General features: G+C 58.0%; 28 protein-coding genes. 14 read left to right on the top strand and 14 right to left on the bottom strand.

What is annotated here, in order from left to right; genetic code table 11:
* Window positions 1-65: 65 nt before the first annotated feature.
* A complete protein-coding gene (locus tag ACR0AA_RS20920) occupies window positions 66-506 on the bottom strand; it encodes a cupin domain-containing protein (protein WP_480665673.1) in 441 nt (146 codons plus the stop codon).
* 279 nt (window positions 507-785) lie between these two features.
* Here ACR0AA_RS20920 and ACR0AA_RS20915 point away from each other — a divergent pair, with 279 nt between their 5' ends.
* Entirely contained in the window at window positions 786-1634 is an 849-nt protein-coding gene (locus ACR0AA_RS20915; RefSeq protein ID WP_480757181.1) for a hypothetical protein, read from the top strand.
* Window positions 1635-1713: 79 nt separating this feature from the next.
* Window positions 1714-2439 carry a DNA repair protein RecO gene (recO, locus tag ACR0AA_RS20910; protein ID WP_480757179.1) on the top strand — a complete coding sequence of 242 codons (726 nt, stop codon included), beginning with the start codon at window positions 1714-1716 and terminating at the stop codon, window positions 2437-2439.
* On the opposite strand, the gene ACR0AA_RS20905 is transcribed toward recO, so the two are convergent.
* The 3 genes from ACR0AA_RS20905 to ACR0AA_RS20895 all read right to left on the bottom strand — a co-directional run bounded on the left by ACR0AA_RS20905 (window position 2423) and on the right by ACR0AA_RS20895 (window position 5315).
* Complete coding sequence (locus ACR0AA_RS20905; protein WP_480665746.1) at window positions 2423-2815, bottom strand: META domain-containing protein; 393 nt, start codon at window positions 2813-2815, stop codon at window positions 2423-2425. The genes recO and ACR0AA_RS20905 overlap by 17 nt on opposite strands.
* A gap of 37 nt (window positions 2816-2852) precedes the next feature.
* Window positions 2853-3407 (bottom strand): hypothetical protein, encoded by a 555-nt coding sequence (locus ACR0AA_RS20900; protein WP_480757177.1) that lies wholly within the window; start codon window positions 3405-3407, stop codon window positions 2853-2855.
* 216 nt (window positions 3408-3623) lie between these two features.
* Complete coding sequence (locus tag ACR0AA_RS20895; RefSeq protein ID WP_480665669.1) at window positions 3624-5315, bottom strand: acyl-CoA dehydrogenase family protein; 1692 nt, start codon at window positions 5313-5315, stop codon at window positions 3624-3626.
* Between the two features lie 145 nt (window positions 5316-5460).
* Here ACR0AA_RS20895 and ACR0AA_RS20890 point away from each other — a divergent pair, with 145 nt between their 5' ends.
* A complete protein-coding gene (locus ACR0AA_RS20890) occupies window positions 5461-6225 on the top strand; it encodes a sulfite exporter TauE/SafE family protein (protein ID WP_480757173.1) in 765 nt (254 codons plus the stop codon).
* On the opposite strand, the gene ACR0AA_RS20885 is transcribed toward ACR0AA_RS20890, so the two are convergent.
* The 3 genes from ACR0AA_RS20885 to ACR0AA_RS20875 all read right to left on the bottom strand — a co-directional run bounded on the left by ACR0AA_RS20885 (window position 6222) and on the right by ACR0AA_RS20875 (window position 9059).
* Window positions 6222-6686 carry a hypothetical protein gene (locus ACR0AA_RS20885; protein WP_480665667.1) on the bottom strand — a complete coding sequence of 155 codons (465 nt, stop codon included), beginning with the start codon at window positions 6684-6686 and terminating at the stop codon, window positions 6222-6224. The two genes, ACR0AA_RS20890 and ACR0AA_RS20885, sit on opposite strands and share 4 nt — an antisense overlap.
* A gap of 111 nt (window positions 6687-6797) precedes the next feature.
* Entirely contained in the window at window positions 6798-7088 is a 291-nt protein-coding gene (locus tag ACR0AA_RS20880; protein WP_170764026.1) for a hypothetical protein, read from the bottom strand.
* A 372-nt stretch (window positions 7089-7460) separates the two neighbouring features.
* A complete protein-coding gene (locus ACR0AA_RS20875; RefSeq protein ID WP_480665666.1) occupies window positions 7461-9059 on the bottom strand; it encodes a phosphoenolpyruvate carboxykinase in 1599 nt (532 codons plus the stop codon).
* A 348-nt stretch (window positions 9060-9407) separates the two neighbouring features.
* Here ACR0AA_RS20875 and ACR0AA_RS20870 point away from each other — a divergent pair, with 348 nt between their 5' ends.
* From ACR0AA_RS20870 to ACR0AA_RS20840, 7 genes are read left to right on the top strand one after another with little or no spacing between them, the layout of a single operon-like run.
* Entirely contained in the window at window positions 9408-10112 is a 705-nt protein-coding gene (locus ACR0AA_RS20870; RefSeq protein WP_480665665.1) for a response regulator transcription factor, read from the top strand.
* Window positions 10113-10144: 32 nt separating this feature from the next.
* Window positions 10145-11857 (top strand): sensor histidine kinase, encoded by a 1713-nt coding sequence (locus tag ACR0AA_RS20865; protein WP_480757169.1) that lies wholly within the window; start codon window positions 10145-10147, stop codon window positions 11855-11857.
* Window positions 11858-11860: 3 nt separating this feature from the next.
* Entirely contained in the window at window positions 11861-12331 is a 471-nt protein-coding gene (locus ACR0AA_RS20860; protein WP_480757167.1) for an HPr kinase/phosphorylase, read from the top strand.
* Entirely contained in the window at window positions 12316-13209 is an 894-nt protein-coding gene (rapZ, locus tag ACR0AA_RS20855; RefSeq protein ID WP_480757165.1) for an RNase adapter RapZ, read from the top strand. The genes ACR0AA_RS20860 and rapZ overlap by 16 nt, the downstream gene beginning before the upstream one ends.
* The gene (locus ACR0AA_RS20850; protein ID WP_480757163.1) at window positions 13206-13598 is read left to right on the top strand and encodes a PTS sugar transporter subunit IIA; all 393 of its coding nucleotides are present in this window, start codon (window positions 13206-13208) and stop codon (window positions 13596-13598) included. The genes rapZ and ACR0AA_RS20850 overlap by 4 nt, the downstream gene beginning before the upstream one ends.
* A gap of 17 nt (window positions 13599-13615) precedes the next feature.
* Window positions 13616-13885 carry an HPr family phosphocarrier protein gene (locus tag ACR0AA_RS20845; RefSeq protein ID WP_170428736.1) on the top strand — a complete coding sequence of 90 codons (270 nt, stop codon included), beginning with the start codon at window positions 13616-13618 and terminating at the stop codon, window positions 13883-13885.
* Between the two features lie 38 nt (window positions 13886-13923).
* Window positions 13924-14823: a lysophospholipid acyltransferase family protein gene (locus ACR0AA_RS20840; RefSeq protein ID WP_480665660.1), complete on the top strand. Its 900-nt coding sequence runs from the start codon at window positions 13924-13926 to the stop codon at window positions 14821-14823.
* Window positions 14824-14896: 73 nt separating this feature from the next.
* Here the strand turns inward: ACR0AA_RS20840 and ACR0AA_RS20835 are convergent, their stop codons facing one another.
* On the bottom strand, window positions 14897-15772 hold the full coding sequence (locus ACR0AA_RS20835) for a 3-hydroxybutyryl-CoA dehydrogenase (RefSeq protein WP_480665659.1): 876 nt from the start codon (window positions 15770-15772) through the stop codon (window positions 14897-14899).
* A 162-nt stretch (window positions 15773-15934) separates the two neighbouring features.
* On the opposite strand from ACR0AA_RS20835, the gene ACR0AA_RS20830 reads away from it, so the two are divergent.
* Window positions 15935-16756, top strand: coding sequence for a DUF6473 family protein (locus tag ACR0AA_RS20830; RefSeq protein WP_480757160.1), 822 nt, complete (start codon window positions 15935-15937; stop codon window positions 16754-16756).
* Window positions 16757-16810: 54 nt separating this feature from the next.
* On the opposite strand, the gene ACR0AA_RS20825 is transcribed toward ACR0AA_RS20830, so the two are convergent.
* The 6 genes from ACR0AA_RS20825 to ACR0AA_RS20800 all read right to left on the bottom strand — a co-directional run bounded on the left by ACR0AA_RS20825 (window position 16811) and on the right by ACR0AA_RS20800 (window position 21041).
* Window positions 16811-17740: an electron transfer flavoprotein subunit alpha/FixB family protein gene (locus tag ACR0AA_RS20825; protein WP_480665657.1), complete on the bottom strand. Its 930-nt coding sequence runs from the start codon at window positions 17738-17740 to the stop codon at window positions 16811-16813.
* Window positions 17740-18498: an electron transfer flavoprotein subunit beta/FixA family protein gene (locus tag ACR0AA_RS20820; RefSeq protein ID WP_480665656.1), complete on the bottom strand. Its 759-nt coding sequence runs from the start codon at window positions 18496-18498 to the stop codon at window positions 17740-17742. The genes ACR0AA_RS20825 and ACR0AA_RS20820 overlap by 1 nt, the downstream gene beginning before the upstream one ends.
* Window positions 18499-18682: 184 nt before the next feature.
* Window positions 18683-19255, bottom strand: a complete 573-nt coding sequence (locus ACR0AA_RS20815) for a cob(I)yrinic acid a,c-diamide adenosyltransferase (RefSeq protein ID WP_480757156.1) — start codon at window positions 19253-19255, stop codon at window positions 18683-18685.
* The gene (locus ACR0AA_RS20810) at window positions 19256-19459 is read right to left on the bottom strand and encodes a twin transmembrane helix small protein (RefSeq protein WP_480665654.1); all 204 of its coding nucleotides are present in this window, start codon (window positions 19457-19459) and stop codon (window positions 19256-19258) included.
* 79 nt (window positions 19460-19538) lie between these two features.
* Window positions 19539-20366 (bottom strand): SDR family NAD(P)-dependent oxidoreductase, encoded by an 828-nt coding sequence (locus ACR0AA_RS20805; RefSeq protein ID WP_480665653.1) that lies wholly within the window; start codon window positions 20364-20366, stop codon window positions 19539-19541.
* Between the two features lie 69 nt (window positions 20367-20435).
* The gene (locus tag ACR0AA_RS20800; RefSeq protein WP_480665652.1) at window positions 20436-21041 is read right to left on the bottom strand and encodes an SH3 domain-containing protein; all 606 of its coding nucleotides are present in this window, start codon (window positions 21039-21041) and stop codon (window positions 20436-20438) included.
* 203 nt (window positions 21042-21244) lie between these two features.
* On the opposite strand from ACR0AA_RS20800, the gene ACR0AA_RS20795 reads away from it, so the two are divergent.
* From ACR0AA_RS20795 to ACR0AA_RS20785, 3 genes are all read left to right on the top strand, one after another.
* On the top strand, window positions 21245-23593 hold the full coding sequence (locus ACR0AA_RS20795; protein WP_480665651.1) for a DNA topoisomerase IV subunit A: 2349 nt from the start codon (window positions 21245-21247) through the stop codon (window positions 23591-23593).
* 98 nt (window positions 23594-23691) lie between these two features.
* Window positions 23692-24285, top strand: coding sequence for a hypothetical protein (locus ACR0AA_RS20790; protein WP_480665650.1), 594 nt, complete (start codon window positions 23692-23694; stop codon window positions 24283-24285).
* Window positions 24286-24398: 113 nt separating this feature from the next.
* Window positions 24399-24509: GTP-binding protein (locus tag ACR0AA_RS20785; RefSeq protein WP_170744588.1), on the top strand; the 111-nt coding region annotated here is incomplete at its 3' end.

Genomic DNA, 24509 nt, shown 5'->3' with positions numbered 1-24509 from the left:
GTGACGGCCTGTTGTCAAGCCAGAGACTTTCGCTGGCGGGTCTACAGCCGCGCTCGGACACAGCTTTACCCGACCAGCTCAACACCTGTTTGCCGTAGGACGTCTGCCAGTTTAGCTCCGTCTTGAACCGGCCCCGGTACCTCACGGTCCAGGGCGGTGAACATCTCGACGGCATGCGAGCCGCGGCCGCTGATTTCAAGCAATTGCGCGCCTCCAGGGCCGAATTTGAAACTGTGCACCATACCGGCGGGAAAATGGACCAAAGTGCCCTCTGTCGCGACTCTGGTCTCACCGTCGATTGTGAAATGTACCTCACCCTTCACGACGAAAAAGGATTCATCCCACGGGTGCGTATGCGGAGGCGGCCCATTCCCTTCGTGGCCATAATTCAGAGTAACGGCATAGTCACCAATCTGCTCAAGGCGCGCCAGCACCGTTATTTTGTCCCCCAGTACATTCAGAGGTTCTGGGTAATTGGACGGAGACGTAAAAAATGACTTCTTCATGTTGTGCTCCTAAAGGTGTCGAGGATGTGTCCCGCGCAAATCGATCAACAGCAAATATCAGGCTTTCGGCAGTTTAGCACAAAGGCCGCCGACAGGCTCTGCCACTGGAACAGGGTGCGCAAGCGACGGCGACGACACATTTCAGAATTTTGGTTCTTGCGTTGATTTGAACAAGCCCTGCGAAATGCTATCTGAAAGTGTGTGGCTATCCCTATCGAGTTGAAAAAGATGAAGTCTCTTGCTTTAATCTGCAGTTCCGCGGCTCTTGCTTTGGGCTTCATGTCACTACCTACATTCGCGCAACAGCGGCTGGGTTGGGTGTATCAGATCGACGGGCTGGCGGCCTATCAGGGCGACGCGAATCTGAGTGAGGGCGGGGATTTTTCGGCGAGCCGCGCTTTTCTGCGTACCACCGCGTTGTACAATTTCGATGGCGGGGCCTCCGCAGGACTGTCGGCCAGCATCGGCAGGTTTGACTACGACTTCAGTCAGGCGGGCAACCAGCCATGGCAGGATATCCGCGATATCCGGATTTCGGCGCCGGTGCGGTTTCGTGTGGGCAACACAGCGAGCGTTTTTGTGTCGCCGCAGATCAGGTGGGACTATCAGAGCGGTGCCGAGGCGTCAGACGGCAGAACCTATGGCGTTTTCGCCGGTATCGCCTGGAAATTAAGTGAAAGCCTGACTATTGGCCCGGCCTTTGGGGCGTTTTCACAGCTCGAAGATGACGACGTCGACTTTTTTCCGGCGCTGCTGGTCGACTGGGACATCAATGATCGTTGGAACCTGAACACCGGCTCGGGGATTGGGGCCACGCAGGGTCCGGGCCTGACCCTCAGCTATGCGCTGAATGACACTATGAACGTTGCCCTGTCAGCGCGGTCAGAGAGAGTTCGATTCCGGCTCGACGAGGAAGGGCTGGCACCGAACGGAGTTGGCGAAGACAAGAGCATCCCCGTGGTTCTGTCCTTTGGCTACAACCCCAATCCCGGCGTCTCGCTAAACGTGTTCGCGGGGGCCGATTTGGATGGGCGCCTGACGTTGGATGATGCGAATGGCACGGAACTTAGTCAGCAGAGCTATGAGACAGCTCCACTAGTGGGGGTGGCATTCCGGGCCCGGTTCTAAGTTCAAGGACCCTTGCAGATGCGCACGCCTTGCGATCTGTTGCGCTGATAGGCCGAACCTCAGGGGAAAGGAGCCTGATTTGGACTGGCGCGATCACGGCATCCTTTTGACCACTCGCAGACACGGTGAAACCGCGGCGATCATCGAGGTGTTCACCGAAGATCACGGCCGACATGCCGGCGTCGTGCGCGGGGGCACCAGCCGTAAGGTCGCCCCGATCCTGCAACCAGGTGCGCAGCTGGATGTGCTTTGGCGCGCGCGGTTGGAAGAACATCTTGGCACCTTTCAGGTTGAGCCTTTGCGTTCGCGCGCTGCAGCCGCGTTCTCGGGGAGGATGGCACTGGCAGGGCTGAACGCAGCCGTAGCGCTTTTGTCCTTTTGCCTGCCAGAGCGTGAACCACACCCTGCGATCTACAAGCAGACCGAACAGTTGATGGATCTGCTGGGGCAGGACGAGATTTGGCCGCTGGCCTACATGCAGTGGGAGTTGGCGCTGCTGGAAGAGCTGGGGTTCGGTCTGGACCTGTCGGCTTGTGCCGTTACCGGGGCCACCGACGGCCTGGTCTATGTTTCGCCAAAAACCGGACGCGCGGTCAGTGCCGAGGGCGCCGGGGAATGGGCAGACAAACTATTGCCTCTGCCGCCATGTCTGCGCGGCCAAGGGACTGCGCCGGATACCGAGATTGCGTCAGGCCTGAAGACAACTGGGTATTTTCTGGAAAACCACCTGGCACCGTCATTGGGCCACCATCCCTTGCCCGAAGCGCGGGCAAGGTTTGTGGACCAGTTCACTCGGCGGCTTTGAAAACCATTTCGTGCCCGTCTTCATTGCGCAGGACCAGCACGTCACCGGACACTTCGGATTGGGTCATCGCCATGAGGGCTGCGAAGTAAAACCCCTCGGCCTCTAACCCGGCACAGGCGGCACGGGTGGCGCTGAGGTCCTGAATCTCGAACCACGGATAGGGCGCGTTTAAAATACCACTGTAGCTGTTACAGGGGGCATTCCCGGCGATTTTGCCTTCCTCCGGGAATTGCAATAAAGCGCTGGCCTCAAAGGACTGCCCATCTATTTCCTGCAGGACCCATGTTTGGTCCGCCGCGCCATAGGCTGCAACGGATTCGTCCTTGTCGCATTGAAACAAGGCAAGCAGGGGCAAAGTCAGGATCAGGCGCATGATATGGGTGTCTTAGCTGTTTACTGGCACGAAGGGAACTTTAGTAGGGTATCGCGCCGTTCAGCAGCTCTTCGCGGACTTCCAGGCGGGGACGCCAGTTGTACCTGGTGTCTTCGCGCACCAGATCCCAGTACAGCGCCCCGCTGTTGCGCCATGGGTCAAGGATGATGCCGTCAAGCATCGCGTCTCCTTTGGCGCTGATCGCCGCCGAGTGGTGAATGATCCGGAATGCGGTCGGGGGTGAGGTGGCCCAGTGCACGTCCAGAGTTCGGAAGTTTTCCTGCTGAAGGCGGCGGGTCATGGCCTGCGCCCAATCATTGCACAGACCCTTCTCGCGGAACCCGTTAATGACCTTGGCATTATGAACGATCGCCGGATCGGTGACGTTCCAATCCCGCTTTAGCTGTTGGGAGTATGTGTAGGTGATCGTGGCGGCCTGTTGCGCTTCAACCGGATCGACGTTGGGACCAAGAGCCTCAATCGCAAGCGCCAATGCATCAATATCGCTTAGACCTGCGGTCGGCTGAACAGTGGCGCAGCCGCCTAGGGCAAAGGTTGCGAGTGTCGTCCAAAGCGCAAAGATAAGTCGGGTCATTGTGTGCACACCATTCCCAGGGTCCGGTTTATTTCCCAGCGTGGCGTAACGGGGTTCGGACCGAAAGCAAAGGGGGAAGTTTCCCCACCGTGGGATCAGAAGCCGTCGCGGCAGTATTTGCACAAAATGAAGGGAGGGTTGCGTGAAAAGCTGCCAACAAAAGAAAGACCCGGCACAAGGCCGGGTCAGTTGGGGAAACGGGATACCGAAGTCCGGTTAGCCCAGCAAACGCCGTGCAATGACCTGTGCCTGAATTTCGGCAGCCCCCTCAAAAATGTTCAGAATGCGCGCGTCGCACAGAACGCGGCTGATCTTGTATTCCAATGCGAAACCGTTGCCGCCATGGATCTGCAGACCGTTATCCGCCGCAGCCCATGCCACGCGGGCACCCAACAGCTTGGCCATGCCGGCCTCAAGGTCGCAGCGCTGTCCGTGGTCCTTTTCCCAGGCCGAGAAATAGGTCAGCTGACGCGCGATCATGATTTCGACCGCCATCATGGCCAGCTTGCCGGACACACGAGGGAATTTGATCAGCGATTTGCCGAACTGCTTGCGATCCTGCGCGTATTGCATCGCGATATCCAGAGCGCTTTGGGCGACGCCGATGGCGCGGGCGGCGGTTTGGATTCGAGCGGACTCAAAAGTCTCCATCAGCTGTTTGAAGCCTTTGCCTTCCTCGCCGCCCAGCAGGTTTTCGCCTTTGACTTTGAAACCATCAAAGCCCAGCTCGTATTCTTTCATGCCACGATAGCCCAGAACCTCGATCTCGCCGCCGGTCATGCCGGGGGTGGGGAAGGGGTTGTCATCGGTGCCCGGCGTTTTTTCGGCCAGAAACATCGACAGACCGCGGTGATCCGTCGTGTCCGGGTTTGTCCGTGCCAGCAGGGTCATCACATGGGTCCGTGCTGCGTGGGTGATCCAGGTCTTGTTGCCGGTGATTTCGTAATCACCGTCAGCATTCTTGACCGCGCGGGTGCGCAGGCTGCCAAGGTCCGATCCGGTGTTTGGCTCAGTGAAAACAGCAGTCGGCAGAATTTCGGCGCTGGCCAGTTTCGGCAGCCAGTTGGCTTTTTGTTCGTCGGTGCCGCCTGCGATGATCAGTTCGGCCGCGATCTCGGACCGCGTGCCCAATGAACCCACGCCGATATAGCCGCGCGACAATTCCTCGGACACGACGCACATAGACGCCTTGGACAGGCCGAAACCGCCGAATTCTTCGGGGATGGTCAGGCCAAAGACGCCCATCTCGGCCAGTTCCTCGATGACTTCCATTGGGATCAGCTCATCCTTGAGGTGCCATTCGTGCGCGAAAGGTTCGACCTTTTCGACCGCATAACGGCGGAACTGGTCGCGGATCATCTCAAGCTCTTCGTCCAGACCCGAGGCGCCGAACATGGTGGCGCCAGCCTGATCTTCCATCATCTCGACCAGACGGCTGCGAGCAGCCTGCGAGTTGGCCTGCGCCATCAGCGTTTGAATTTCGGAAATCTGGAAGCCGGACAGAGCGTCCCAGCCCAGACCCATATCCTGAAGGCGTACGACTTCGCCCTGATTCATGGGAATGCCGCCAGCGACCTGATGCAGGTATTCGCCAAAGGCGATCTGGTGCAGCAGTTGCTCGATCTCGCCAAACTTGCCGTCGGCTTCCAGCGCCTCGGCCCAGCGTTGCATCTGTTTCAGAGACTGAGAGTAGGTGGCCAGCCAGGACAGGCCGTGGGCCGCCGTCTGGTTGGCCTCGATCAGGGCACCTGAGACCCGGCCATCTGCGGAAACCATACCGCGAACCGACTCGCGCGCGCGCTCGAACACTGCCTCAACGGCGGGTACGGCCGCACGGGTCAGCGTCAGAAGATCGGGCAAAATCGCGGTTGTCGTCATCTGGGTCATATCCTGTCCGTCATGGGCCATGAATCGTGTCCTTCTTTCGTGTCGTCTGGTCATATCATGCTGCACGTGCAGCGCAACAAAAATACGTATTATGTGGCGAAAAAGTTCTAAAATTGCTTTGACGTTTTTGCAGTGCAGCGCCCGCCAGAGGTGATATCACGGGGTCATGACATTGTTTTCCATAATAACTCTGCACGATCTTCTGTTCGCCATGGGCGTTGCCTTTCTGGCGGGCTGGGTCAAAGGAATAGTCGGCTTTGCCATGCCGATGGTGCTGGTGTCCGGGCTGAGTATCTTCCTGCCGCCCGAGCTGGCCATTGCCGGGCTGATCCTTCCGACACTTGTAACCAATGTCTTTCAGGCCTTGGGGCAGGGCGTCCCTGCCGCTGTGTCATCGATCAAGCAGTTTCGTATTTTCCTGATCGTCGGGTTGGTGTTCCTTCTGGCGGGGGCCCAACTGGTCACTCTGGTGCCGACGTCGACCTTTCTGTTGATGGTCGGCATTCCGGTCGCGTTTTTTGCGTTGATTCAGGTGTTGGGGGTGAAGCTTGTACTGGAACAACCTTCGGCCCGTATCGAGATCATCATGGGGGCGGTGGCAGGCTTCATTGGGGGTATGTCAGGCATCTGGGGACCGCCGACCGTTGCGTATCTGACGGCTTTGAATACTCCAAAAGCGGTCCAGATGCGTGTTCAGGGTGTCATTTACGGCCTTGGCGCAATTGCGCTGGCACTGGCGCATCTGGGGTCGGGCATTCTGAGGGCCGACACAGCGCCATTCTCCGCGGCTCTGATCGCGCCGGCGGTAGCCGGAATGTGGGTTGGGATGCAATTGCAGTCACGGATCGACCAAGCGCTGTTTCGTAAGGTGACGCTGATGGTGCTGCTGGTCGCCGGTTTGAACCTGCTCCGCCGGGGGCTGATGGGTTAACCCCTGCTGTCCACAAAACGGAGCGTGTAATACAGCCCGAGCATCAGAAAAAACAGCCCCGAAATATCGCCGATCAAAAAGGCAACGTATTCCACTTTTGCGCTGCCGAATGCCATGTTGGTCAAAGCGGAAACAAGGAAGGACGTGACGACGCCCACACCCATGACGCACAACCAGCAAGGCTTTCGGTCGGGGCTGGGAAACAGATCCCAGCCTGCCCATTTGCACAGATAGAAAACGGCCGGAACAGTTGTTACAGCGATGACGATCGCCAGCAATCGGCTGGGTAGAAAGACATCGGTGCCGCCCAGAAACGCAAAAACGATGAAGACCCCGGGCAGCAAGGCGAAAATCGCGCGCCAACCCAGTAGCCACGCTGCCAACACACGCACGCCATGGGGTAGAAACAGAAGACTGGCCCGGCTTGGGTATTCCGGAAAGAACACGTTTTGAAGCGGCATCAGGACCTCGAAGGTGAGGTATGATGCAACTGCGTAAGCCAATGAGGCAAAGAAAGTATCAGAGGCCCATCTGCGCACGGTGTTCAGCCATCAGTGCGCAGGTTGGGCGCATCATTTGGGCGCATGAACGATATACCGTCCCCGATTGGCGCTGCCGCTCTGAGACAGGTAGCCCTTTTGCACCAACGATTTCAGCGCACGGAAAAATGTCGGACGCGAAACGCTTTGGACAAGAGTGTGCTCGATCAGACCGAAGGTGCGGACTTCCTGATCAGCTTTGGACAGTTCTTCGGCCGCGTAATAAATGTCACGCTCAACCGGAGAGAGTTGCTCAAGGCCCAGAGTCCGTTCCATACTCTGCATCAATTTGCGAAGTTCGGTCAGTTTCGAGATTTCCGTCATTTCTTTTTACCTGTTGTTTTCCTTGTCGTCTTTCGCGCGTGAGCGAAAGTGAGCAGCTCGCTGAATCTCAATGATATGCGGCGCGTCTCATATTGACACCCATCCCCGATGGATTACACTAGATAGTTGATTAGGTTGCTCAAATCGCGAATGTGAGTGCGCGCTCATGAGTAGCCCCAAGGTCTTTTTACTTCCCGCCCGGTGCGCAAGCGCCGGGCTCATTCATCATAATGACATCCGGAAATACTCTAATCAGACGGGTCGGGCAATGTATTTGTATATGCATTGTGCATTATACAACTATAAGGTGATAACCTAGTTTCTGCTCGCCTGGGGCAAAGAAAAAAGGGGGCGAGACCGCCCCCTTTTGATTTAGCCGATTGCTACGGCTTTGATGTCATCATCAATAAAGGGCAGATATTGCTCAAAGTTCTCCGCAAACATCTGCACCAGTTTCTCAGCCTGCTTGTCAAACGCTGCCTGATCATCCCAGGTGCGGCGCGGGTCCAGCAAAACTTCGGCGACGCCAGGCACCGAAACAGGGACGTCAAAGCCAAAGTTGGCATCCTTGCGGAACTCAGCATCACGCAGTGATCCTTCCAGAGCGGCGGTCAGCAGGGCGCGAGTGGCGCGAATCGGCATCCGGCTGCCAACGCCATAGGCACCACCGGTCCAGCCGGTGTTGACCAGCCAGCAGGTCGCACCATGCTGGGCGATCTTGTCGCGCAGCAGGTTGCCGTACTCTTCCGGACGACGCGGCATGAATGGTGCGCCAAAGCAGGTCGAGAATGTCGGCTGAGGCTCGGTGATGCCACGTTCGGTGCCGGCAACCTTCGAGGTGAAGCCTGACAGGAAGTGATACATCGCCTGCGCCGGTGTCAGCCGTGCGATCGGAGGCAGAACACCGAACGCATCACAGGTCAGCATGATGATGTTCTTCGGGTGTCCACCCAGCGCACTGCTCGATGCGTTCGAGATGTATTCCAGCGGGTAGGCGCAACGCATGTTCGCTGTCAGCGAGTCGTCTTCGAAATCCAGCTCTTTGGTTTCGGGGTCAAAGACCATGTTCTCGATCACCGTGCCGAATTTGCTGGTGGTCGCGTAGATCTCGGGTTCGGCCTCGGCGTTCAGGTTGATGGTCTTAGCATAGCAGCCGCCTTCGAAGTTGAAGGTCCCACGATCCGACCAGCCGTGTTCGTCGTCCCCGATCAGGGTGCGCGATGGGTCGGCCGACAGGGTGGTCTTGCCGGTGCCGGACAGGCCAAAAAAGACAGCTGTGTCGACCGGATTGCCAACGGCATGGTTGGCCGAGCAGTGCATCGGCATCACGCCTTTTTCCGGCAGCATGTAGTTCAGCAAGGTGAAGACCGACTTCTTGTTTTCACCCGCGTACTCGGTGCCGCCGATCAGGATCAGTTTGCGGTCGAAATTTAGCGCAATCACCGTCTCGCTGCGGCAACCGTGCTTGGCCGGGTCGGCCCGGAAGCTGGGGCAGTTGATGACGGTAAAGTCCGCAACGAACTCTTCCAGATCCTCCCGATCGGGGCGACGCAGCAGGTGGCGGATGAACAGGTTGTGCCAGGCCAGTTCGGTGACCATGCGCACATTGATCGAGTAGGCCGGATCGGCACCGCCAACGAGATCCTGCACGAAATAGTCACGACCCTTCATGTGCTCGAGCATGTCGGCATACAAGGCGTCAAACCCTTCGGGGGTCATCTCGGCGTTGTTTTCCCACCAGATGGTGTCCACGACGCTGTCAGTCTTTACGACGTGCTTGTCCTTGGGCGAACGGCCGGTGAATTTGCCGGTGGTGACCAGGAAAGCTCCGCCATTGCCAAGGGTGCCTTCGCCGCGCTTCAGCGCTTCTTCGATCAGCGCCGGTTCCATGAAGTTGTAATAGACATTGCCCAGACCCTCGATGCCCTGATCTTCGAGGCGGAATTGCGGGTTAACCCGTCCAGATGTCATGCGTTTCTTCTCCTGTGGCGGCGCGCCGGCGGTTGGGCCGGGGTGCGCTCTTGGGGCAGTATACCGGGAAAAACCGGCGGATGGGCGGGTCTTATCACGGTCGTTTGGGGCATGAACAGCGCGGTTTGACCCAGTTAGCGCAACCAAGTCAAAGTTTAGCGCCACCACGGATTTCCTGCCGGAAAACAAGGCGCTTTTACGCGCGCATTAACGGCTTTTTTGCCGCAGCTGTGTGACAACAATCGCACGAATCGCAGATACGGATTGATTCGGGGCCGTAAAAACGCCAAAGATGCCTTACTAATAAGCGAATTATTGCGTGAGTGAGCAGGAATAGGGGTTAACCCGATGTCGAAGATTGCATTGGTGGACGACGACAGAAATATTCTGACGTCCGTTTCTATGACGCTCGAAGCCGAAGGGTTCGAGGTCGAGACTTATAACGATGGGCAGGCAGCGCTGGACGCTTTCAACAAGAAACTGCCGGATATGGCCGTTCTGGACATAAAGATGCCGCGGATGGACGGGATGGACCTGTTGCAGCGGCTGCGGCAGAAAACACAGATGCCCGTGATTTTCCTGACATCCAAGGATGACGAGATCGATGAGGTTCTTGGTCTGCGGATGGGTGCGGATGACTACGTCAAGAAACCCTTTTCTCAGCGCCTGTTGGTCGAGCGCATTCGTGCGCTGTTGCGCCGGCAAGAGGCGACGTCGGGCGATGTGACTACGGCCAACACTGGTGACGCCAAGGTTATGGAGCGCGGCGATCTGCGGATGGATCCCCTGCGCCATGCTGTCAGCTGGAAGGGTTCGGACGTTTCTTTGACAGTGACCGAATTCCTGCTGTTGCAGGCGCTGGCGCAGCGACCGGGCTTTGTCAAAAGCCGCGATCAGTTGATGGATGTGGCCTATGACGATCAGGTCTATGTGGATGACCGCACGATCGACAGCCATATCAAACGCCTGCGCAAAAAGATGCGCGCTGCAGACCCGGAGTTCTCGGCGATCGAAACACTGTACGGAATTGGGTACAGGTACAACGAAGAATAGGCGTGGCCACATACTAGGGGTAACCGGGTCTCGTGCGCGATACCGAACAAGCCAGCGAATTGCGGGACGGCGATGTCGTTCTGGGGGATGATTGGGTCATCCCGCAGGATCCCGAGTCGGCCGAGCTGAGGGCATCGCGCCGTCGCCGCAACCTGTTCGCAATGCGTGGCTCGCCGCTGGCCCGCAAGATCATCACTTTCAACCTGATCGCGTTGGTGACTCTGGTGACAGGGCTGCTTTACCTTGACGATTCAAGGGAAGAGCAAGTTCAGCAGACAGCTCGCAACCTGATCGGCGACGCGCAACTGGTCAGCAACGTGTTCGAAGCACAGTTGCGGCAGAAAGCGTCAGATTTGTCCCAGGGTGCAAGCGCGCTGGACGTGAAGGATACACTTGAGGGCCTCAGCCTTCCCGCAGGGGGCGAGGTCTTTGTCTATGATGCTCGGGGAACACTGATCGGTTGGGCGCGCGGGGCGGCCTCGCAATCATCGGAACTGCTGATGTCCGAAGCAGAACTTCAGACCGGTAGTACGCTGATCAGCGACGCCCTGAACGCTGTCTGGACCGGTTTGTCACGCGTTTTCACAGGTGCTGAACCCAGCGACGCGCCAACGCTAGCGCAAAGGGTTCAGTCCATAATCCCCGAAGCCCTTCAGGGTCATATGCAGGTGCAGGCGGTCAAGGATGACTTTGGTGAAACGGTAATTGTAGCTGCTGCTCCGATTCTGCAGGATGGCGCTGCCGTTGGCGCTGTTGCAATGGCCGGACCATCCGGAGAAATCGACGCACTGGCCCGACGCGAGCAAGAACGCATCCTTCAGATGTTTGTTGTCGCGCTGCTGGTCTCGATCGGGCTTAGTCTGGTTTTGGCGTCGACCATTGCGAACCCGCTGGCTGATCTGGCCGCCGCTGCTGAATTGGGCAAGGATCGGGGGGCTGGCGTGAACCCTGGCCGTATCCGCATTCCAGACCTGACCGCACGCCCGGATGAGATTGGCCTGCTAAGCCGGTCCCTGCGCGGCATGGTCACCGCGTTGTACAATCGGATCGATGCGAACGAACAGTTTGCCGCCGATGTCGCGCATGAGATCAAGAACCCGCTGGCCAGCCTTCAATCTGCGGTGGGAACGCTGCGGATGGTCACGCGTGAGGACCAGCGTGAAAAACTGATGGGCGTGATTGAACATGACGTGCGTCGGCTGGATCGTCTGGTCAGCGATATCTCGAACGCATCACGTCTGGATGCCGAACTGGTCAAGGAAGAAGAACAGCCCTTTGACCTTGTGAAGCTGGTCGGCAATATCAGCCAATATCTGGGTGAAGAGGCGCGGGCCAAGGGCATCGACTATATCACCGACTTGCCCGCGGATCCGATTGTAATCAATGGGCTCGAGGCACGGCTGGCGCAGGTCTTTGTCAATCTGATCACCAACGCGACTTCATTTTGCGAGGAAAGCGACGCGATCCGTGTTTGGGTTCGGCGGAGGGAAAATCGGGTGTTGGTCGTGGTCGAAGACACCGGCCCCGGTATCCCCGAACAGGCTTTGACCAAAGTCTTTAAAAGGTTCTATTCACAGCGCCCAGCCGAACATTTCGGCAATAACTCGGGCCTTGGGCTGGCGATTTCCAAACAGATTGTCGAAGCACATGGCGGTGTGATCTGGGCCGAGAACATTCGACCGACCGAAGCTGACATTACCTCGGACCCGCTGGGCGCGCGCTTTGTCGTTGGGTTGCCCATATAAGTCATGAACGGCGCGACTCTCTTTGAGGCAGAAGGCCGGGACACAGCCATTATTCACGCAAGCTGCGTAGCGGTTGAGGGGCGAGGTGTTCTGATCGTCGGGTCTTCGGGGGCAGGCAAATCAGCTCTGGCCTTGCAGATGATGGCCCTGGGGGCCGACTTTGTCGCAGATGACAGGGTGGAGTTGCGTGACGGTGAGGATCAGGTGATGGCAGATGCAGCGCCGAACATCCGTGGGATTATCGAGGCCCGCGGTGTTGGATTGCTCCAGGCGTCACCGATAGGGCCGGTTAGTATAAGTTACGTCGTGGACATGGATCAGCCCGAGCCGGCGCGATTGCCGGAACCGGTTTTGGTCCGAGTCCTGAGGCAAACTGTTCCCTTGCTTCGGGCGCACGGCGTCCCCAATTTGGCAGGAGCACTCATGCAACTTACAAAAATGGGGCGGGTGGACCCGGAATGGCCCAGCAAATGAAACCACAGCGGCGTATCGTTCTGGTAACTGGTCCCTCGGGGGCCGGGCGGTCAACCGCGATCCGTGTGCTTGAAGATTTGGGTTTTGAGGCCATCGACAATCTGCCGATGGGTCTTTTAATGCGCCTGTTGGACGGCCCCGAAAATGATCGCCCGATGGCGCTGGGCATTGACGCGCGCAACCGCGATTTCTCGACCATCGGTTTTGTTGAACTTGCCGTGCGCCTTCGGCGGATGGAACATGTCGACCTGACGATACTCTATCTCGATTGCAGCGACGAAGTGCTGTTGCGCCGTTTCTCGGAAACCCGCCGGCGCCACCCTGTTGCGGTCGATGCCGGTCCTGAAACCGGTGTCCGGCAGGAGAAGGAGCTACTGGCCCCGATCCGCGAAATCGCCGACACCTTGATTGATACCAGCCCACTCAACGTTCATCAGCTGCGCGAGGAAGTCGAGCGCTGGTTCGCGCCGAAGGGCGGCCGGCATCTGGCGATATCGATCGAATCCTTCTCATACAAACGCGGCCTTCCACGGGGGCTGGACATGGTCTTTGATTGCCGCTTTCTGGCAAACCCCTATTGGCGACCGGAACTGCGGGCGGAAGATGGTCGAAACCCGGGTGTGGCGCACTACGTTCAGTCAGATGCGAACTATGCGCCATTTTTCGACCGGGTCGTTGATCTGTTGAAGCTGCTGCTTCCGGCATTTCGCGCCGAAGGCAAAGCGCACCTCTCGGTGGCCTTTGGGTGTACTGGAGGGCAACACAGATCGGTTGCAACCGCCGAAGCGGTTGCAAAGGCCCTTGCAGAACAGGGGCAGCAAGTGGCAATTAGGCACCGCGAATTGGAACGTCGATCGTTGAATGTGAGGCCGGATTGATCGGGATCGTACTCGTAGCACACGGCGGGCTGGCTCAGGAGTATCTGGCCGCTATGCAGCATGTGGTGGGGCAGCAACCTGGACTGGCCGCGATCTCGATCGAGGCCGACCATGATCGTGAGGCCAAGCAGGCTGAGATCTGTATTGCTGCAGACAATGTCGATGTCGGGGACGGTGTCGTCGTGGTAACTGACCTGTTCGGGGGAAGCCCATCGAATCTGAGTCTGAAAGCCTGCACGCCGCAGGATCGCCGTATCCTTTACGGTGCAAATCTGCCTATGCTGATTAAACTGGCCAAAAGTCGCCACCTGCCGATCGGGGATGCTGTTCGGCGGGCAATGGAGGCTGGCCGCAAGTACATTAACGCGCAAAACGTGACGTTGGATTAAGACCGGATTGATTAAGAATGACCAATCGAAGCTTGAAAATAATCAATGAAAAGGGGCTACACGCCCGCGCCTCGGCCAAGCTGGTTGAGGTGGTCGAGGGCTTTGATGCGCAGGCCGAGGTGTCCAAAGACGGACTTTCTGCATCAGGGGACAGTATCATGGGTCTTTTGATGTTGGCAGCCTCGCGCGGAACGACTATTGACGTCGAGACGTCCGGACCGGATGCTGAGGCGTTGGCTGATGCATTGGAAACCCTGGTGAACGACAAGTTTGGCGAAGGGTTCTGATCGCTCAGTCGCGACATGAAGAACGGGAAGACCAGGAATTGGCGGAAACGACGCACGAGACCAAGACAGGCCCGGTTGTGGATGGGACAGAAGACCAGGGCGAAATCTACGACCGTAGAACCCTGACCTATGCGAACTCGTTCGACGATGCCTGGACGTCTACAGCTATCCGCGCCATCGAATGGTGCACGGGTAAATTGACCATTCTGCGAATGGTCAACAAGTTCGAGAAAAAGAACGAATACTATCGTGGTCAGCGGTTCTGGGGCGGCGCCCTCAAGACTATGGGAATCGAACTAACAACACCGCAGGAACAGATTGAACGGATGCCGAAGAAGGGGCCGGTTGTCGTGGTTGCAAACCACCCGCACGGCATGGTCGACGGCATGATCCTGGCTGAGCTGATCGGACAGGTGCGCAGCGATTACCGAATCCTGACCCGCTCGGTCCTGACAGGTCTGGACGAGGCGGCGACGTCTTTCATGATCCCGGTGCCTTTTCCGCATGACCCGGAAGCACAAACCAAAATGCTGGAAATGCGTGGCAAGGCAATGGAGCACCTGAAAGACGGTGGCGTAGTTGCGCTGTTCCCGTCGGGGGTCGTGATGTCCTCGGACGACTGGTTCGGACCAGCAATAGAGCGTGAATGGAACGTATTCACCGCCAAGATGATCCGGCGTTCAGGCGCCCAGGTGGTGCCTATTTTCTTTCCTGGTAGAAACTCACGCGCGTATCAGATTGCCAACAAACTTTCGCCCATCTTGCGGCAGGGGCTGTTGCTGCATGAAATCGTCCGCTCGTGCAACAAGCCGCAGTCGCCGGTGATTGGCGAGCCGATTTCGGAAGAAGATATGCAATTGCTGGAACGCGATCCGCGCGGTTTCATGGCCTGGCTCAGAAAACACACCATGGCGCTTGGCCAATCGCTCAAGCCCTGATCCGCTTTTCGTCTGGCTGAAAATATCTCGGAGGTGAGCCCGGATAAAATCCGGGCGCGGGGGCTGGCCCCTTTTATCGCGTCGGAACCGGAGTTTCGCCCCGGTAATCATAGAACCCGCGTTCGGTCTTACGCCCCAACCACCCGGCTTCGACGTATTTCGTTAGCAGCGGGCAGGGTCGATATTTGGTGTCCGCGAGCCCGTCATGCAGCACGTTCATGATGGCCAGACACGTGTCCAAACCAATGAAATCTGCCAGTTCCAGCGGGCCCATGGGGTGGTTCGCACCCAGTCGCATCGACTGGTCAATCGATTGAACGCTGCCGACACCTTCATACAAGGTATAAACCGCCTCATTGATCATCGGCATCAGGATGCGGTTCACGATGAAAGCCGGGAAATCCTCAGCGCTGGCTGCTGTTTTGCCAAGCCGATCGACGACCGCTTTGCAGGACTTGAATGTCGCTTCATCCGTGGCAATGCCCCGGATCAACTCGACCAGTTGCATCACAGGTACGGGGTTCATGAAATGGAATCCCATGAAACGCTCGGGGCGGTCCGTGCGGCTCGCCAGTCGTGTGATCGAGATGGACGATGTGTTCGACGTCAGAATCGTGTGCGGTAACAGATGAGGCTGCAGGTCCTCGAAAATCGCTTGTTTGATTGCTTCGCGTTCGGTGGCGGCTTCGATCACCAGATCAGTCTGGCCCAGTTCCGGCAGATCAAGGGTCGTCTTGATCCGGCTCAGCGCCGCTTGCATGTCCGCGTCCGAGATTTTGCCTCGCGACGCCTGACGCGCCAGATTGCTTTCAATCGTCGCTATGGCGCCATCAAGCGCGTCCTGCGATACGTCGTTCAGCAGAACGTCATACTCCGCCAGTGCCAGAACATGAGCAATGCCATTGCCCATCTGACCTGCGCCAATCACTCCGACTGATTTTACATCCATGTTCAGGTGCCTTTGTGTCCCGGGTTACGGCGACAATATCGGCAGATCGGGGCGGGCGGCAAGGGAATCCGGTTGTTCGAATTTGCTTCAAATGCGCACATTAGGATTTTCTCAAGACTTGCGGCTTCTAAATGGCAATCGGGTGAAATTTGGGTGAGTGTTATGAGCTATCATCAAACAAGCTCGGGGGGACCCGGGCATGACGTTTGCCAGTATGGCGGGTCGAGGTTGTGGTTTCGCGGTGCGCAGCGAGTGTTGGACCGACCTTACGTGGCTTGCGTCGGCGGAGATGAGACATTCGGGCGATTTGTCGACCGACCCTTTGCAACGATACTAGAGGAAGGGTTGAAGCGGAGCGTTTTGAATTTGGGAAGCCTGTTCAGCGGCGTCGATGCATTGTGCCGCGACGGTGGGCTGTTCGACCTGCTCAACGTTGCTGATGCCTGCGTTGTGCAAGCGCCCGATTTGCTCGGGCAATCAAACCGATTCTATCGCGTCCATCCCAGGCGCAACGACCGGTTTCTGGCACCGACACAGGACTTGAGATATCTGTATCCCGAGGTCGACCTGACCGATGTACATTTTGTGCGCCACTTGCTGACGTGTTTGCATGGATTTGAGGATGCCCGCTTTGAAGTGGTGGCGGACGAACTGCGCAGCAACTGGGTTCGGCAGGTTGGCACCTTTCTGCAACGGCTGAGATCACCGGTGATTCTTCTGCGGCTGCAAGTGCTTTGGGATGCAGAAAGCAGGGACCATCCCGAATTTCCCGGCGTGTGCGTGACGGATCAGATGATGGACACTCTAGCCAACCAGTGCGCTGACTTTGTGGATGTGACAACTCAGGTAAGTGGTCAGTCGGATGAGCTTGAAGACATGTTGTTCGGGACGATGCAGCAGCCAATGGCGGAGCATATGATCGGGCCGGCGGCGCATCGGGCTATTGCGGCCGCTTTGCTTGGCCCCGTTCGAAACCTAAACTGAAAAAGGCCCGCCTATTGGCGGGCCTGGCAAGACTTTCCGTAGAAACCCTTAGGATTAGCCAAGTTTTTCGGTGAGTTCCGGCACGGCCTGGAACAAGTCTGCGACCAGACCGAAGTCGGCGACCTGGAAGATCGGGGCCTCTTCGTCCTTGTTGATCGCAACGATGACCTTCGAGTCCTTCATGCCAGCCAAGTGCTGGATCGCGCCCGAGATGCCGACGGCGACATACAGATCGGGGGCAACAACCTTACCGGTCTGACCTACCTGCCAGTCGTTCGGCGCATAGCCCGAGTCCACGGCCGCGCGCGATGCGCCAACGGCGGCGCCCAGCTTGTCGGCCAGGGTTTCGATCAGTTTGAAGTCCTCTTCTGAACCGACACCGCGGCCGCCTGAGACAACAACGCCAGCCGAGGTCAGTTCCGGACGGTCGCTTTCAGCAACCTTGTCCTCGACCCACGACGACAGACCCGGGTTGTCGCCAACCGAGATGGTCTCAACCGAAGCCGAACCGCCTTCGCCGGCCGCATCAAAGGACGCGGTACGGAAGGTGACGACTTTCTTGGCGTCGTTCGACTTGACGGTCTGGATCGCGTTGCCCGCATAGATCGGGCGCTCGAAGGTTGAACCGTCAACCACGCCGGACGCATCCGAGATCACCATGGCGTCCAGCAGCGCGGCCACGCGTGGCATCACGTTCTTGGCGTCGGTGGTGGCAGGGGCCACGATGTGCTCGTACCCATCGGCCAGGCCCACGATCAGGGCTGCGGTCGATTCCGCCAGGCGGTGACCCAGCGATGCGTCTTCGGCAACCAGAACTTTCGACACGCCGTCGATCTTGGCGGCGGCCTCACCGGCAGCAGCGGCAGAACCGCCCGCGGCCAGAACGGTCACGTCACCCAGCGCCTTGGCAGCGGTGACAGCCTTGGCGGTGGCGTCCAGCGCCAGTTCGCCGTTGTTAACCTCTGCGAGAAGAAGAACAGCCATTACACAGCCCCCGCTTCTTTGAGTTTCTCGACCAGCTCGTCGACCGAGCCTACGATGATACCGGCGGCACGTGCCGGCGGCTCTTCGGTTTTGACGATTTCCAGACGCGGAGTGACGTCGACACCGTAATCGGCGGCGGTCTTCTCATCCAGCGGCTTTTTCTTTGCCTTCATAATGTTGGGCAGCGACGCGTAGCGCGGCTCGTTCAGGCGCAGGTCAACGGTCACGATGGTCGGCATCTTGACGCTGATGGTCTGCAGACCGCCGTCCACCTCGCGGGTGATCTTGGCGGTGTCGCCTTCAATGTCCAGTTCCGAGGCAAAGGTGCCCTGGCTCCAGCCCAGCAGGGCCGACAGCATCTGACCGGTGGCGTTCATGTCGTTGTCGATCGCCTGCTTGCCCGCCAGAACGATGCCGGGCTGCTCTTCCTCGACCACTTTGGCCAGGATCTTGGCAACGGCCAGCGGCTCAATGTCCTGATGGACGTCATCGGCGGCCACAACCAGAATGGCGCGGTCGGCGCCCATGGCCAGCGCGGTCCGCAGGGTTTCCTGCGCCTGCTTCACACCGATCGAAACCGCAACGACTTCGTCAGCCTTGCCCGCTTCTTTCAGGCGAATCGCCTCTTCCACCGCAATCTCGTCGAACGGGTTCATCGACATTTTGACATTGGCGAGATCGACACCGCTACCATCCGCTTTCACGCGGACCTTCACATTATAGTCAATCACGCGCTTCACAGGCACGAGTACCTTCATTTTGCGCTTGCTCCTCACAAAAAATGGTAAGCCGCGTTGCGACTCCACCAATGCTCTCGGGGGACTGAATAACGTCTCAATTCATGCTGCAACAGAGCAAAATCGTCACGTCATGAACTTGAGACGTCGCGTTTCGTGTATTTTGACGCAACGGCGCGAAAGAATATTGCTTTCAACGTTGGCTTCAGCGGTTCGCGCCCGGAACCCACAACACGTCTGACGTGCCGTTTTCGTTGGCGCAGCGGGCAGCAACAAAAAACCAGTCGCTGAGGCGGTTGAGATACTTCACAGCGACCTCGTTCACAGGCTCCATGTTGGTCAACTCTACGGCCAGCCGCTCGGCGCGGCGGGAAACCGTCCGGCAGACATGCAGGTGTGCCGCCAGTTGCGACCCTCCGGGCAGGATAAAGCTGCGCAGCGGTTCCAGTGTTTCATTCATGACGTCGATTTCGGCTTCCAGCCGGTCGATCTGAGACGGAATGATCCGCAACGGCGGGTAGTCGGCCTCGGCATCTTTTTCCATGTCGGGGCGGCAGAAATCCGCGCCCAAATCGAACAGGTCGTTCTGGATGCGCGCCAGGGCAGCGTCAACGTCACCTTCGGCCGCCGTTCGTGCGACACCGACAAAGGCGTTCAACTCGTCCACGGTTCCATAAGCTGCCACACGACCTGAGTACTTGGCGACGCGTTCGCCATTGCCCAGAGCAGTTTTGCCATCATCGCCGGTACGCGTGTAGATCTTGTTCAGAACGACCATTTATTGCACTCCCTGTCCGCGCAGGTAGACGTAGAGCACGATGAGCACCACGGCAATGAACTGAAACAGGATGCGCAGCCGCATCATCTTGTTGCTTTTCATCGCGGCAGCCTTGCCGCTTTTGCCGAAATTGGAGATTCCAATTGCCAGCACGACGACGACCGCCGCCATGGCCAACAGCAAAACGACCATCAATAGGTCCATGAGTACACCGTCCGCGTTTTCGTTTCGTTAGGCTACCATGTAGCCGGGCAGCCGTGAAAAGCGAATGAGAATCTTCGCCTCAGACGTCCGACAGGATGCGATCGATAGTACGGGTTGGCAGAAGGCGGCGTAGGTATCCCGCGATATAGGTCGGTGTCGTGACATAATACCGGGCACGCGGTCTTTTCGATTCGACCGCGTGGGCCAGCTTGTTGGTCACGGCCGATGCTGGAAGCTCGAAACGGTCCGGTCCTGAGGATTCGTACAGTCTTTTCAACAACGAAGACTCGTATTTTTCGCGTAGGGCCGAGTTCTCCCAATTGATGAAGCGCTCGAAGAAGGGGATCGAATTTTCGCGGATTTTTGACGTGATCGGACCGGGTTCAATCAGGATCGCTTTGATGTCCGTTCCGGCCAGTTCCAATCGAAGAGTGTCGGTCAAACCTTCGACAGCATATTTCGTGGCCACATATGCGCCGCGCCACGGGAAAGCGACGAAACCCAAAACCGATGAGTTCTGAACGATTCGCCCGTGCCCCTGACCGCGCATGACCGGAATCACCTGGCGGGTCAGTTCGTGCCAGCCAAAGAAGTTGGCTTCGAAAATCAGGCGCAGTCCTTCGGTCGGCAGATCCTCGACGGCACCGGGCAGGCCGTGTGCGCCGTTGTTGAAAAGCGCATCCAGAGTGCCGCCGGTGGCCTCAAGCACTTCGGCGAGGCCTTTGGAAATGCTTTCGGCATCCGTGTAGTCAATGCGCGGGCTTTCAAAGCCCTGCGCCCGCAACCGGTCGCAATCGCGCTGTTGACGGCAGGAGGCAAAGACGCGCCAACCGCGCGCACGCATGCCGTGTGCTGCGTCCAAACCGATTCCGGACGAGCAACCGGTAATGAGAATGGTTTTCTGCATGATCTTCCTGAAACTTAACTCAAGCCAAAGCTATGGCGAGGTTGAGGTCAGGACAATGACGGCACTACGTCAGTTTGCTGTTTTTCTGACCAGGGAAGCCGAAATCCAGCCGACCTGTTGCGCAGGCAACACGCGCAGGCGCAGCCAGCCGGTTCCGGATTCGCTCAGGACTTCGACCTTTTGGCCCATGGTCGCTTTGCCGATGATGGGATAGATTGTACCCGGCCCGTCGCGCATGTTCACACGGGTACCCGAGATTTCGCGGATGTCTTTTTCAGGCTCGGGAATAACCTCGGTTTCTACGGCCTCCTGCGTCACGTCTTCGGTGATCTGGCGCAGCCCCGCCACTCCGTCCTCCAGTGAGGCAAGCGTGATATTGGCGCTTTGATCGTCGAACACCGAAATGCCCGAGAGCGATTGCAGACTTGTCGGTTCCGGCACGATCTGGACGATCTCTTCGGTTGCGGGCTCCGGTTGCACGCGTGCGGTGGTCGTCACAGCCGCGACATTGGTCACCAGTTCCTCGGCCTTATTAACGGTTGCGGGTTTCGGCGCTGTTGCTACGCGCACAGGTTGTTCGCTGCGCTGGCCGCGCGGTTCAAAGTCCGGCCCGCCGCTCATTACATAGAAACACCAGCCCAAGGCAGCGAAAGTGATAACAATAAGGCGCGTCATGGCGCATCCCCCAAGATCAATCGTAAGAAACAAGAATTCAGCAGCAGTCTAATAAAGACAGCCTACCATATTTCCGGGTTCGAGTCGAAAAACGGGGGAAATCCGGGGCTTGTCTCCCCCTGTTGCAAAAAGCGCCACTTGTCCCCAGCAAAATACATGCTGGTTGCTTTACCAGCGGGCTCTTGCGGCGTATCACATCATCTATGACCGACACGATCGACGACCCCAACATGGAGGCCCCTGAAAACGGGGGCGAGATAGCCGAGCCACTGCGCCGCGCGATTGGCGAACGCTATCTGACCTATGCGCTGTCCACCATCATGCACCGGGCGTTGCCGGATGCGCGGGATGGATTGAAGCCGGTTCATCGGCGAATCCTCTACGCGATGCGCGAGTTGCGACTCAGCGCGACGGGCGGGTTCCGTAAATCTGCGAAGATTTCCGGCGACGTGATGGGTAACTATCACCCGCACGGCGACGCTGCGATTTACGATGCGATGGCGCGTCTGGCGCAGGACTTCAACGTCCGCTACCCGCTGGTCGACGGGCAGGGCAACTTCGGCAATATAGACGGCGACAATCCAGCTGCCTCGCGATACACCGAGGCGCGGATGACCATCGTGGCCGAGGCGCTGCTTGAGGGCCTGAACGAAGACGCCGTCGATTTCCGTGACAACTATGACGGCACACTGACCGAACCGGTTGTACTTCCCGCGCAGTTCCCGAACCTGTTGGCCAACGGTGCCAGCGGTATTGCGGTGGGTATGGCGACGAACATTCCGCCGCATAACATTTCAGAGCTATGCGACGCCTGCCTGCATCTGATCAAAACGCCGGATGCGCGCGACGACACCCTGCTGAACTACGTGCCCGGCCCGGACTTCCCGACCGGTGGTGTGATCGTCGAGCCGCCCGAGAACATTGCGCAGGCCTATCGCGCCGGGCGCGGGTCGTTCCGTCTGCGCTGTAAGTATGAGGTCGAGGATCTGGGCCGTGGCCAGTGGCAGATCATCGTCACCGAGATCCCGTATCAGGTTCAGAAATCCAAGCTGATCGAAAAGATCGCGGAGCTGATCCAGACCAAGAAAATCCCGATCCTCGCGGATGTCCGCGACGAATCCGCCGATGATATTCGTCTGATCCTTGAGCCGCGTTCCAAGAACGTGGACCCTGAGGTTCTGATGGGCATGCTCTATCGCAACTCGGACCTTGAGGTGCGGTTCAGCCTGAACATGAACGTGCTGATCGATGGTGTGACTCCGAAAGTCTGCTCGATGAAGGAAGTGCTGCGCGCCTTCCTCGATCACCGGCAAGAGGTTCTGATCCGCCGCTCGCATCACCGCATGGCCAAGATCGACCACCGTCTTGAGGTGTTGGAGGGCTTTATCGTTGCCTTCCTCAATCTCGACCGGGTGATCGACATCATCCGCTATGACGACGACCCCAAAGCCGCGCTGATGCGCGAGGATTGGGGCGTCGACCACATCCGTGCCACCAGCGAAGCCGATTATGTTTCGCCCAAGCCGGGTGAGGGCGAACTGTCCGAAGTGCAGGTCGACGCAATCCTCAACATGCGCCTGCGTAGCTTGCGCCGTCTGGAAGAGATGGAACTGGTTCGCGAACGTGATGCGCTGATGGAAGAGCGTGCTAATCTCGAAGACCTGCTGGCCGATCCCGCCCTGCAATGGGCCAAGATCGCCGAGCAACTTAAAGAGACCAAGAAAACCTTCGGCAAAGACTACGAGGGTGGTGCACGCCGGACCCAATTTGCCGAGGCCGGCCAGATCGAGGAAGTTCCGCTTGAAGCGATGATCGACAAAGAGCCGATCACGGTTGTCTGCTCGCAAATGGGCTGGATCCGCGCCATGACCGGCCATATCGACCTGAAGCGCGAACTTAAATTCAAGGACGGCGACGGCCCGCGGTTCATCTTCCACGCGGAAACGACGGACCGGTTGCTTGTCTTCGCCTCGAATGGACGATTCTATACAGTCAGTTCGGCGAACCTGCCGGGCGGGCGCGGTATGGGCGAGCCTTTGCGTTTGATGGTTGATCTGCCGAACGAAGCGCAGATCATCGACATCCTGATCCACAAGCCGGGGCGCAAGCTGCTGGTGGCCTCGGACGCGGGCAACGGCTTCATGGTGCCTGAGGATGACGTGCTGGCGCAGACCCGCAACGGTAAACAGGTGCTGAACGTCAAGGGTGACGAGACCGCGATGATCTGTAAACCGGTCGACGGAGACCACGTCGCCGTGGTGTCCCAGAACGGCAAATTCCTGGTGTTCCCGGTGGATGAGCTGCCGGAAATGGGTCGCGGTAAGGGCGTGCGCCTGCAGAAATACAACATGGCGCGCGGCCGGCAGGGGACGCTGGAACTGGACGGCGGTCTGTCCGACGTGACCACTTTCAACTGGGAAGAGGGTCTGAAGTGGTCCATGGGCGGCGACAAGACCCGGCACGAGGCGGATTTGTCTCAGTGGCTCGCGAAGCGCGCAAGTGTCGGGAAAAAGCCGCCTTATGGCTTCCCGCGGGACTATAAGTTTTCGTGATCAGGCGGCCACAACAGTGAAATTCCGCCGATACTGCTTGGCACGGGCGGTATCGGTGCGCTAGATCAAAGAAAAACAGGCCTATCGAGACGAGACACATGCTGCGCATTCTGACCCTGATCACCGGACTTGCCCTGATGGGCGCGTGTACACAGACGCAGGTTTATGAAGAACCTGAATCCTTGGGCGAGTTCAAGCTGCGCGTCAATTACGCATTTGCCGAGAAGGCCAAGCAGGGCCCGGTGTCTCGGGATGCGACGCCTAAGGAATGGGAAGACGCCATTCAGAAAGCGGTGGATGTTCGTCTGGGCCGCTACGAGGGCGCGCAGGAATATGACATTGGTATCAGCCTCGAAGGTTACATGCTGGCCCCTCCGGGCGTGCCTGTGATCTATAATCCCAAAAGCACGGCTATCGTCCTGGTGAATGTTTACGACGTCCGCAAGAAAGAGTTTCTGGCCAAGGGCAAGCAGTTTCAGGTTCTAGAAGATACAACCAGCGAAAGTGCTTTGGCAGGCTCAGGTCACACCCGCACGAGAGAAGAGCAAATGGACGGTCTTGCACTAAAAGTAGCCGATCGTGTCGAAGAGTGGTTGGCCGAAGAACACAAGGACAATGGCTGGTTCGACAGGCGGCCAGACCTGATCCAGCCGCTGGAATCCGTCGAGGTTACGCAAAATCCGGCGTCATAAACGGGTTTTAACGCAGGATGTGCTTGATTTTCCCCTTTGAACCAAATATCTCGCGCGCGCAGATGTAACCACGGGACCAAGGGTCCCCCAAATCGCAAAAGGGCGCCTGAGGAATGGCAAAGGAAAAGTTTGAGCGTACAAAACCGCACGTCAACATCGGCACGATTGGCCACGTTGACCACGGCAAGACCACGCTGACCGCAGCAATCACCAAGTATTTCGGT

The organism is Ruegeria sp. CE8, from assembly GCF_056537465.1.
The sequence above is the reverse complement of the archived record's forward strand: the minus strand, read 5'-3'. Positions and strand labels throughout refer to the sequence as shown.

Coding starts and splice junctions, on each gene's coding strand:
- ACR0AA_RS20920 (WP_480665673.1), bottom strand. CDS start 506: ATGAAGAAGTCATTTTTTACGTCTCCGTCCAATTACCCAGAACCTCTG.
- ACR0AA_RS20825 (WP_480665657.1), bottom strand. CDS start 17,740: ATGGCTGTTCTTCTTCTCGCAGAGGTTAACAACGGCGAACTGGCGCTG.
- ACR0AA_RS20795 (WP_480665651.1), top strand. CDS start 21,245: ATGACCGACACGATCGACGACCCCAACATGGAGGCCCCTGAAAACGGG.
- ACR0AA_RS20810 (WP_480665654.1), bottom strand. CDS start 19,459: ATGGACCTATTGATGGTCGTTTTGCTGTTGGCCATGGCGGCGGTCGTC.
- ACR0AA_RS20860 (WP_480757167.1), top strand. CDS start 11,861: ATGAACGGCGCGACTCTCTTTGAGGCAGAAGGCCGGGACACAGCCATT.
- ACR0AA_RS20900 (WP_480757177.1), bottom strand. CDS start 3,407: ATGACCCGACTTATCTTTGCGCTTTGGACGACACTCGCAACCTTTGCC.
- ACR0AA_RS20915 (WP_480757181.1), top strand. CDS start 786: ATGTCACTACCTACATTCGCGCAACAGCGGCTGGGTTGGGTGTATCAG.
- ACR0AA_RS20805 (WP_480665653.1), bottom strand. CDS start 20,366: ATGCAGAAAACCATTCTCATTACCGGTTGCTCGTCCGGAATCGGTTTG.
- ACR0AA_RS20885 (WP_480665667.1), bottom strand. CDS start 6,686: ATGCCGCTTCAAAACGTGTTCTTTCCGGAATACCCAAGCCGGGCCAGT.
- ACR0AA_RS20790 (WP_480665650.1), top strand. CDS start 23,692: ATGCTGCGCATTCTGACCCTGATCACCGGACTTGCCCTGATGGGCGCG.
- ACR0AA_RS20815 (WP_480757156.1), bottom strand. CDS start 19,255: ATGGTCGTTCTGAACAAGATCTACACGCGTACCGGCGATGATGGCAAA.
- ACR0AA_RS20895 (WP_480665669.1), bottom strand. CDS start 5,315: ATGGCCCATGACGGACAGGATATGACCCAGATGACGACAACCGCGATT.
- ACR0AA_RS20835 (WP_480665659.1), bottom strand. CDS start 15,772: ATGGATGTAAAATCAGTCGGAGTGATTGGCGCAGGTCAGATGGGCAAT.
- ACR0AA_RS20890 (WP_480757173.1), top strand. CDS start 5,461: ATGACATTGTTTTCCATAATAACTCTGCACGATCTTCTGTTCGCCATG.
- ACR0AA_RS20820 (WP_480665656.1), bottom strand. CDS start 18,498: ATGAAGGTACTCGTGCCTGTGAAGCGCGTGATTGACTATAATGTGAAG.
- ACR0AA_RS20880 (WP_170764026.1), bottom strand. CDS start 7,088: ATGACGGAAATCTCGAAACTGACCGAACTTCGCAAATTGATGCAGAGT.
- ACR0AA_RS20830 (WP_480757160.1), top strand. CDS start 15,935: ATGAGCTATCATCAAACAAGCTCGGGGGGACCCGGGCATGACGTTTGC.
- ACR0AA_RS20845 (WP_170428736.1), top strand. CDS start 13,616: ATGACCAATCGAAGCTTGAAAATAATCAATGAAAAGGGGCTACACGCC.
- ACR0AA_RS20870 (WP_480665665.1), top strand. CDS start 9,408: ATGTCGAAGATTGCATTGGTGGACGACGACAGAAATATTCTGACGTCC.
- ACR0AA_RS20875 (WP_480665666.1), bottom strand. CDS start 9,059: ATGACATCTGGACGGGTTAACCCGCAATTCCGCCTCGAAGATCAGGGC.
- rapZ (WP_480757165.1), top strand. CDS start 12,316: ATGGCCCAGCAAATGAAACCACAGCGGCGTATCGTTCTGGTAACTGGT.
- ACR0AA_RS20800 (WP_480665652.1), bottom strand. CDS start 21,041: ATGACGCGCCTTATTGTTATCACTTTCGCTGCCTTGGGCTGGTGTTTC.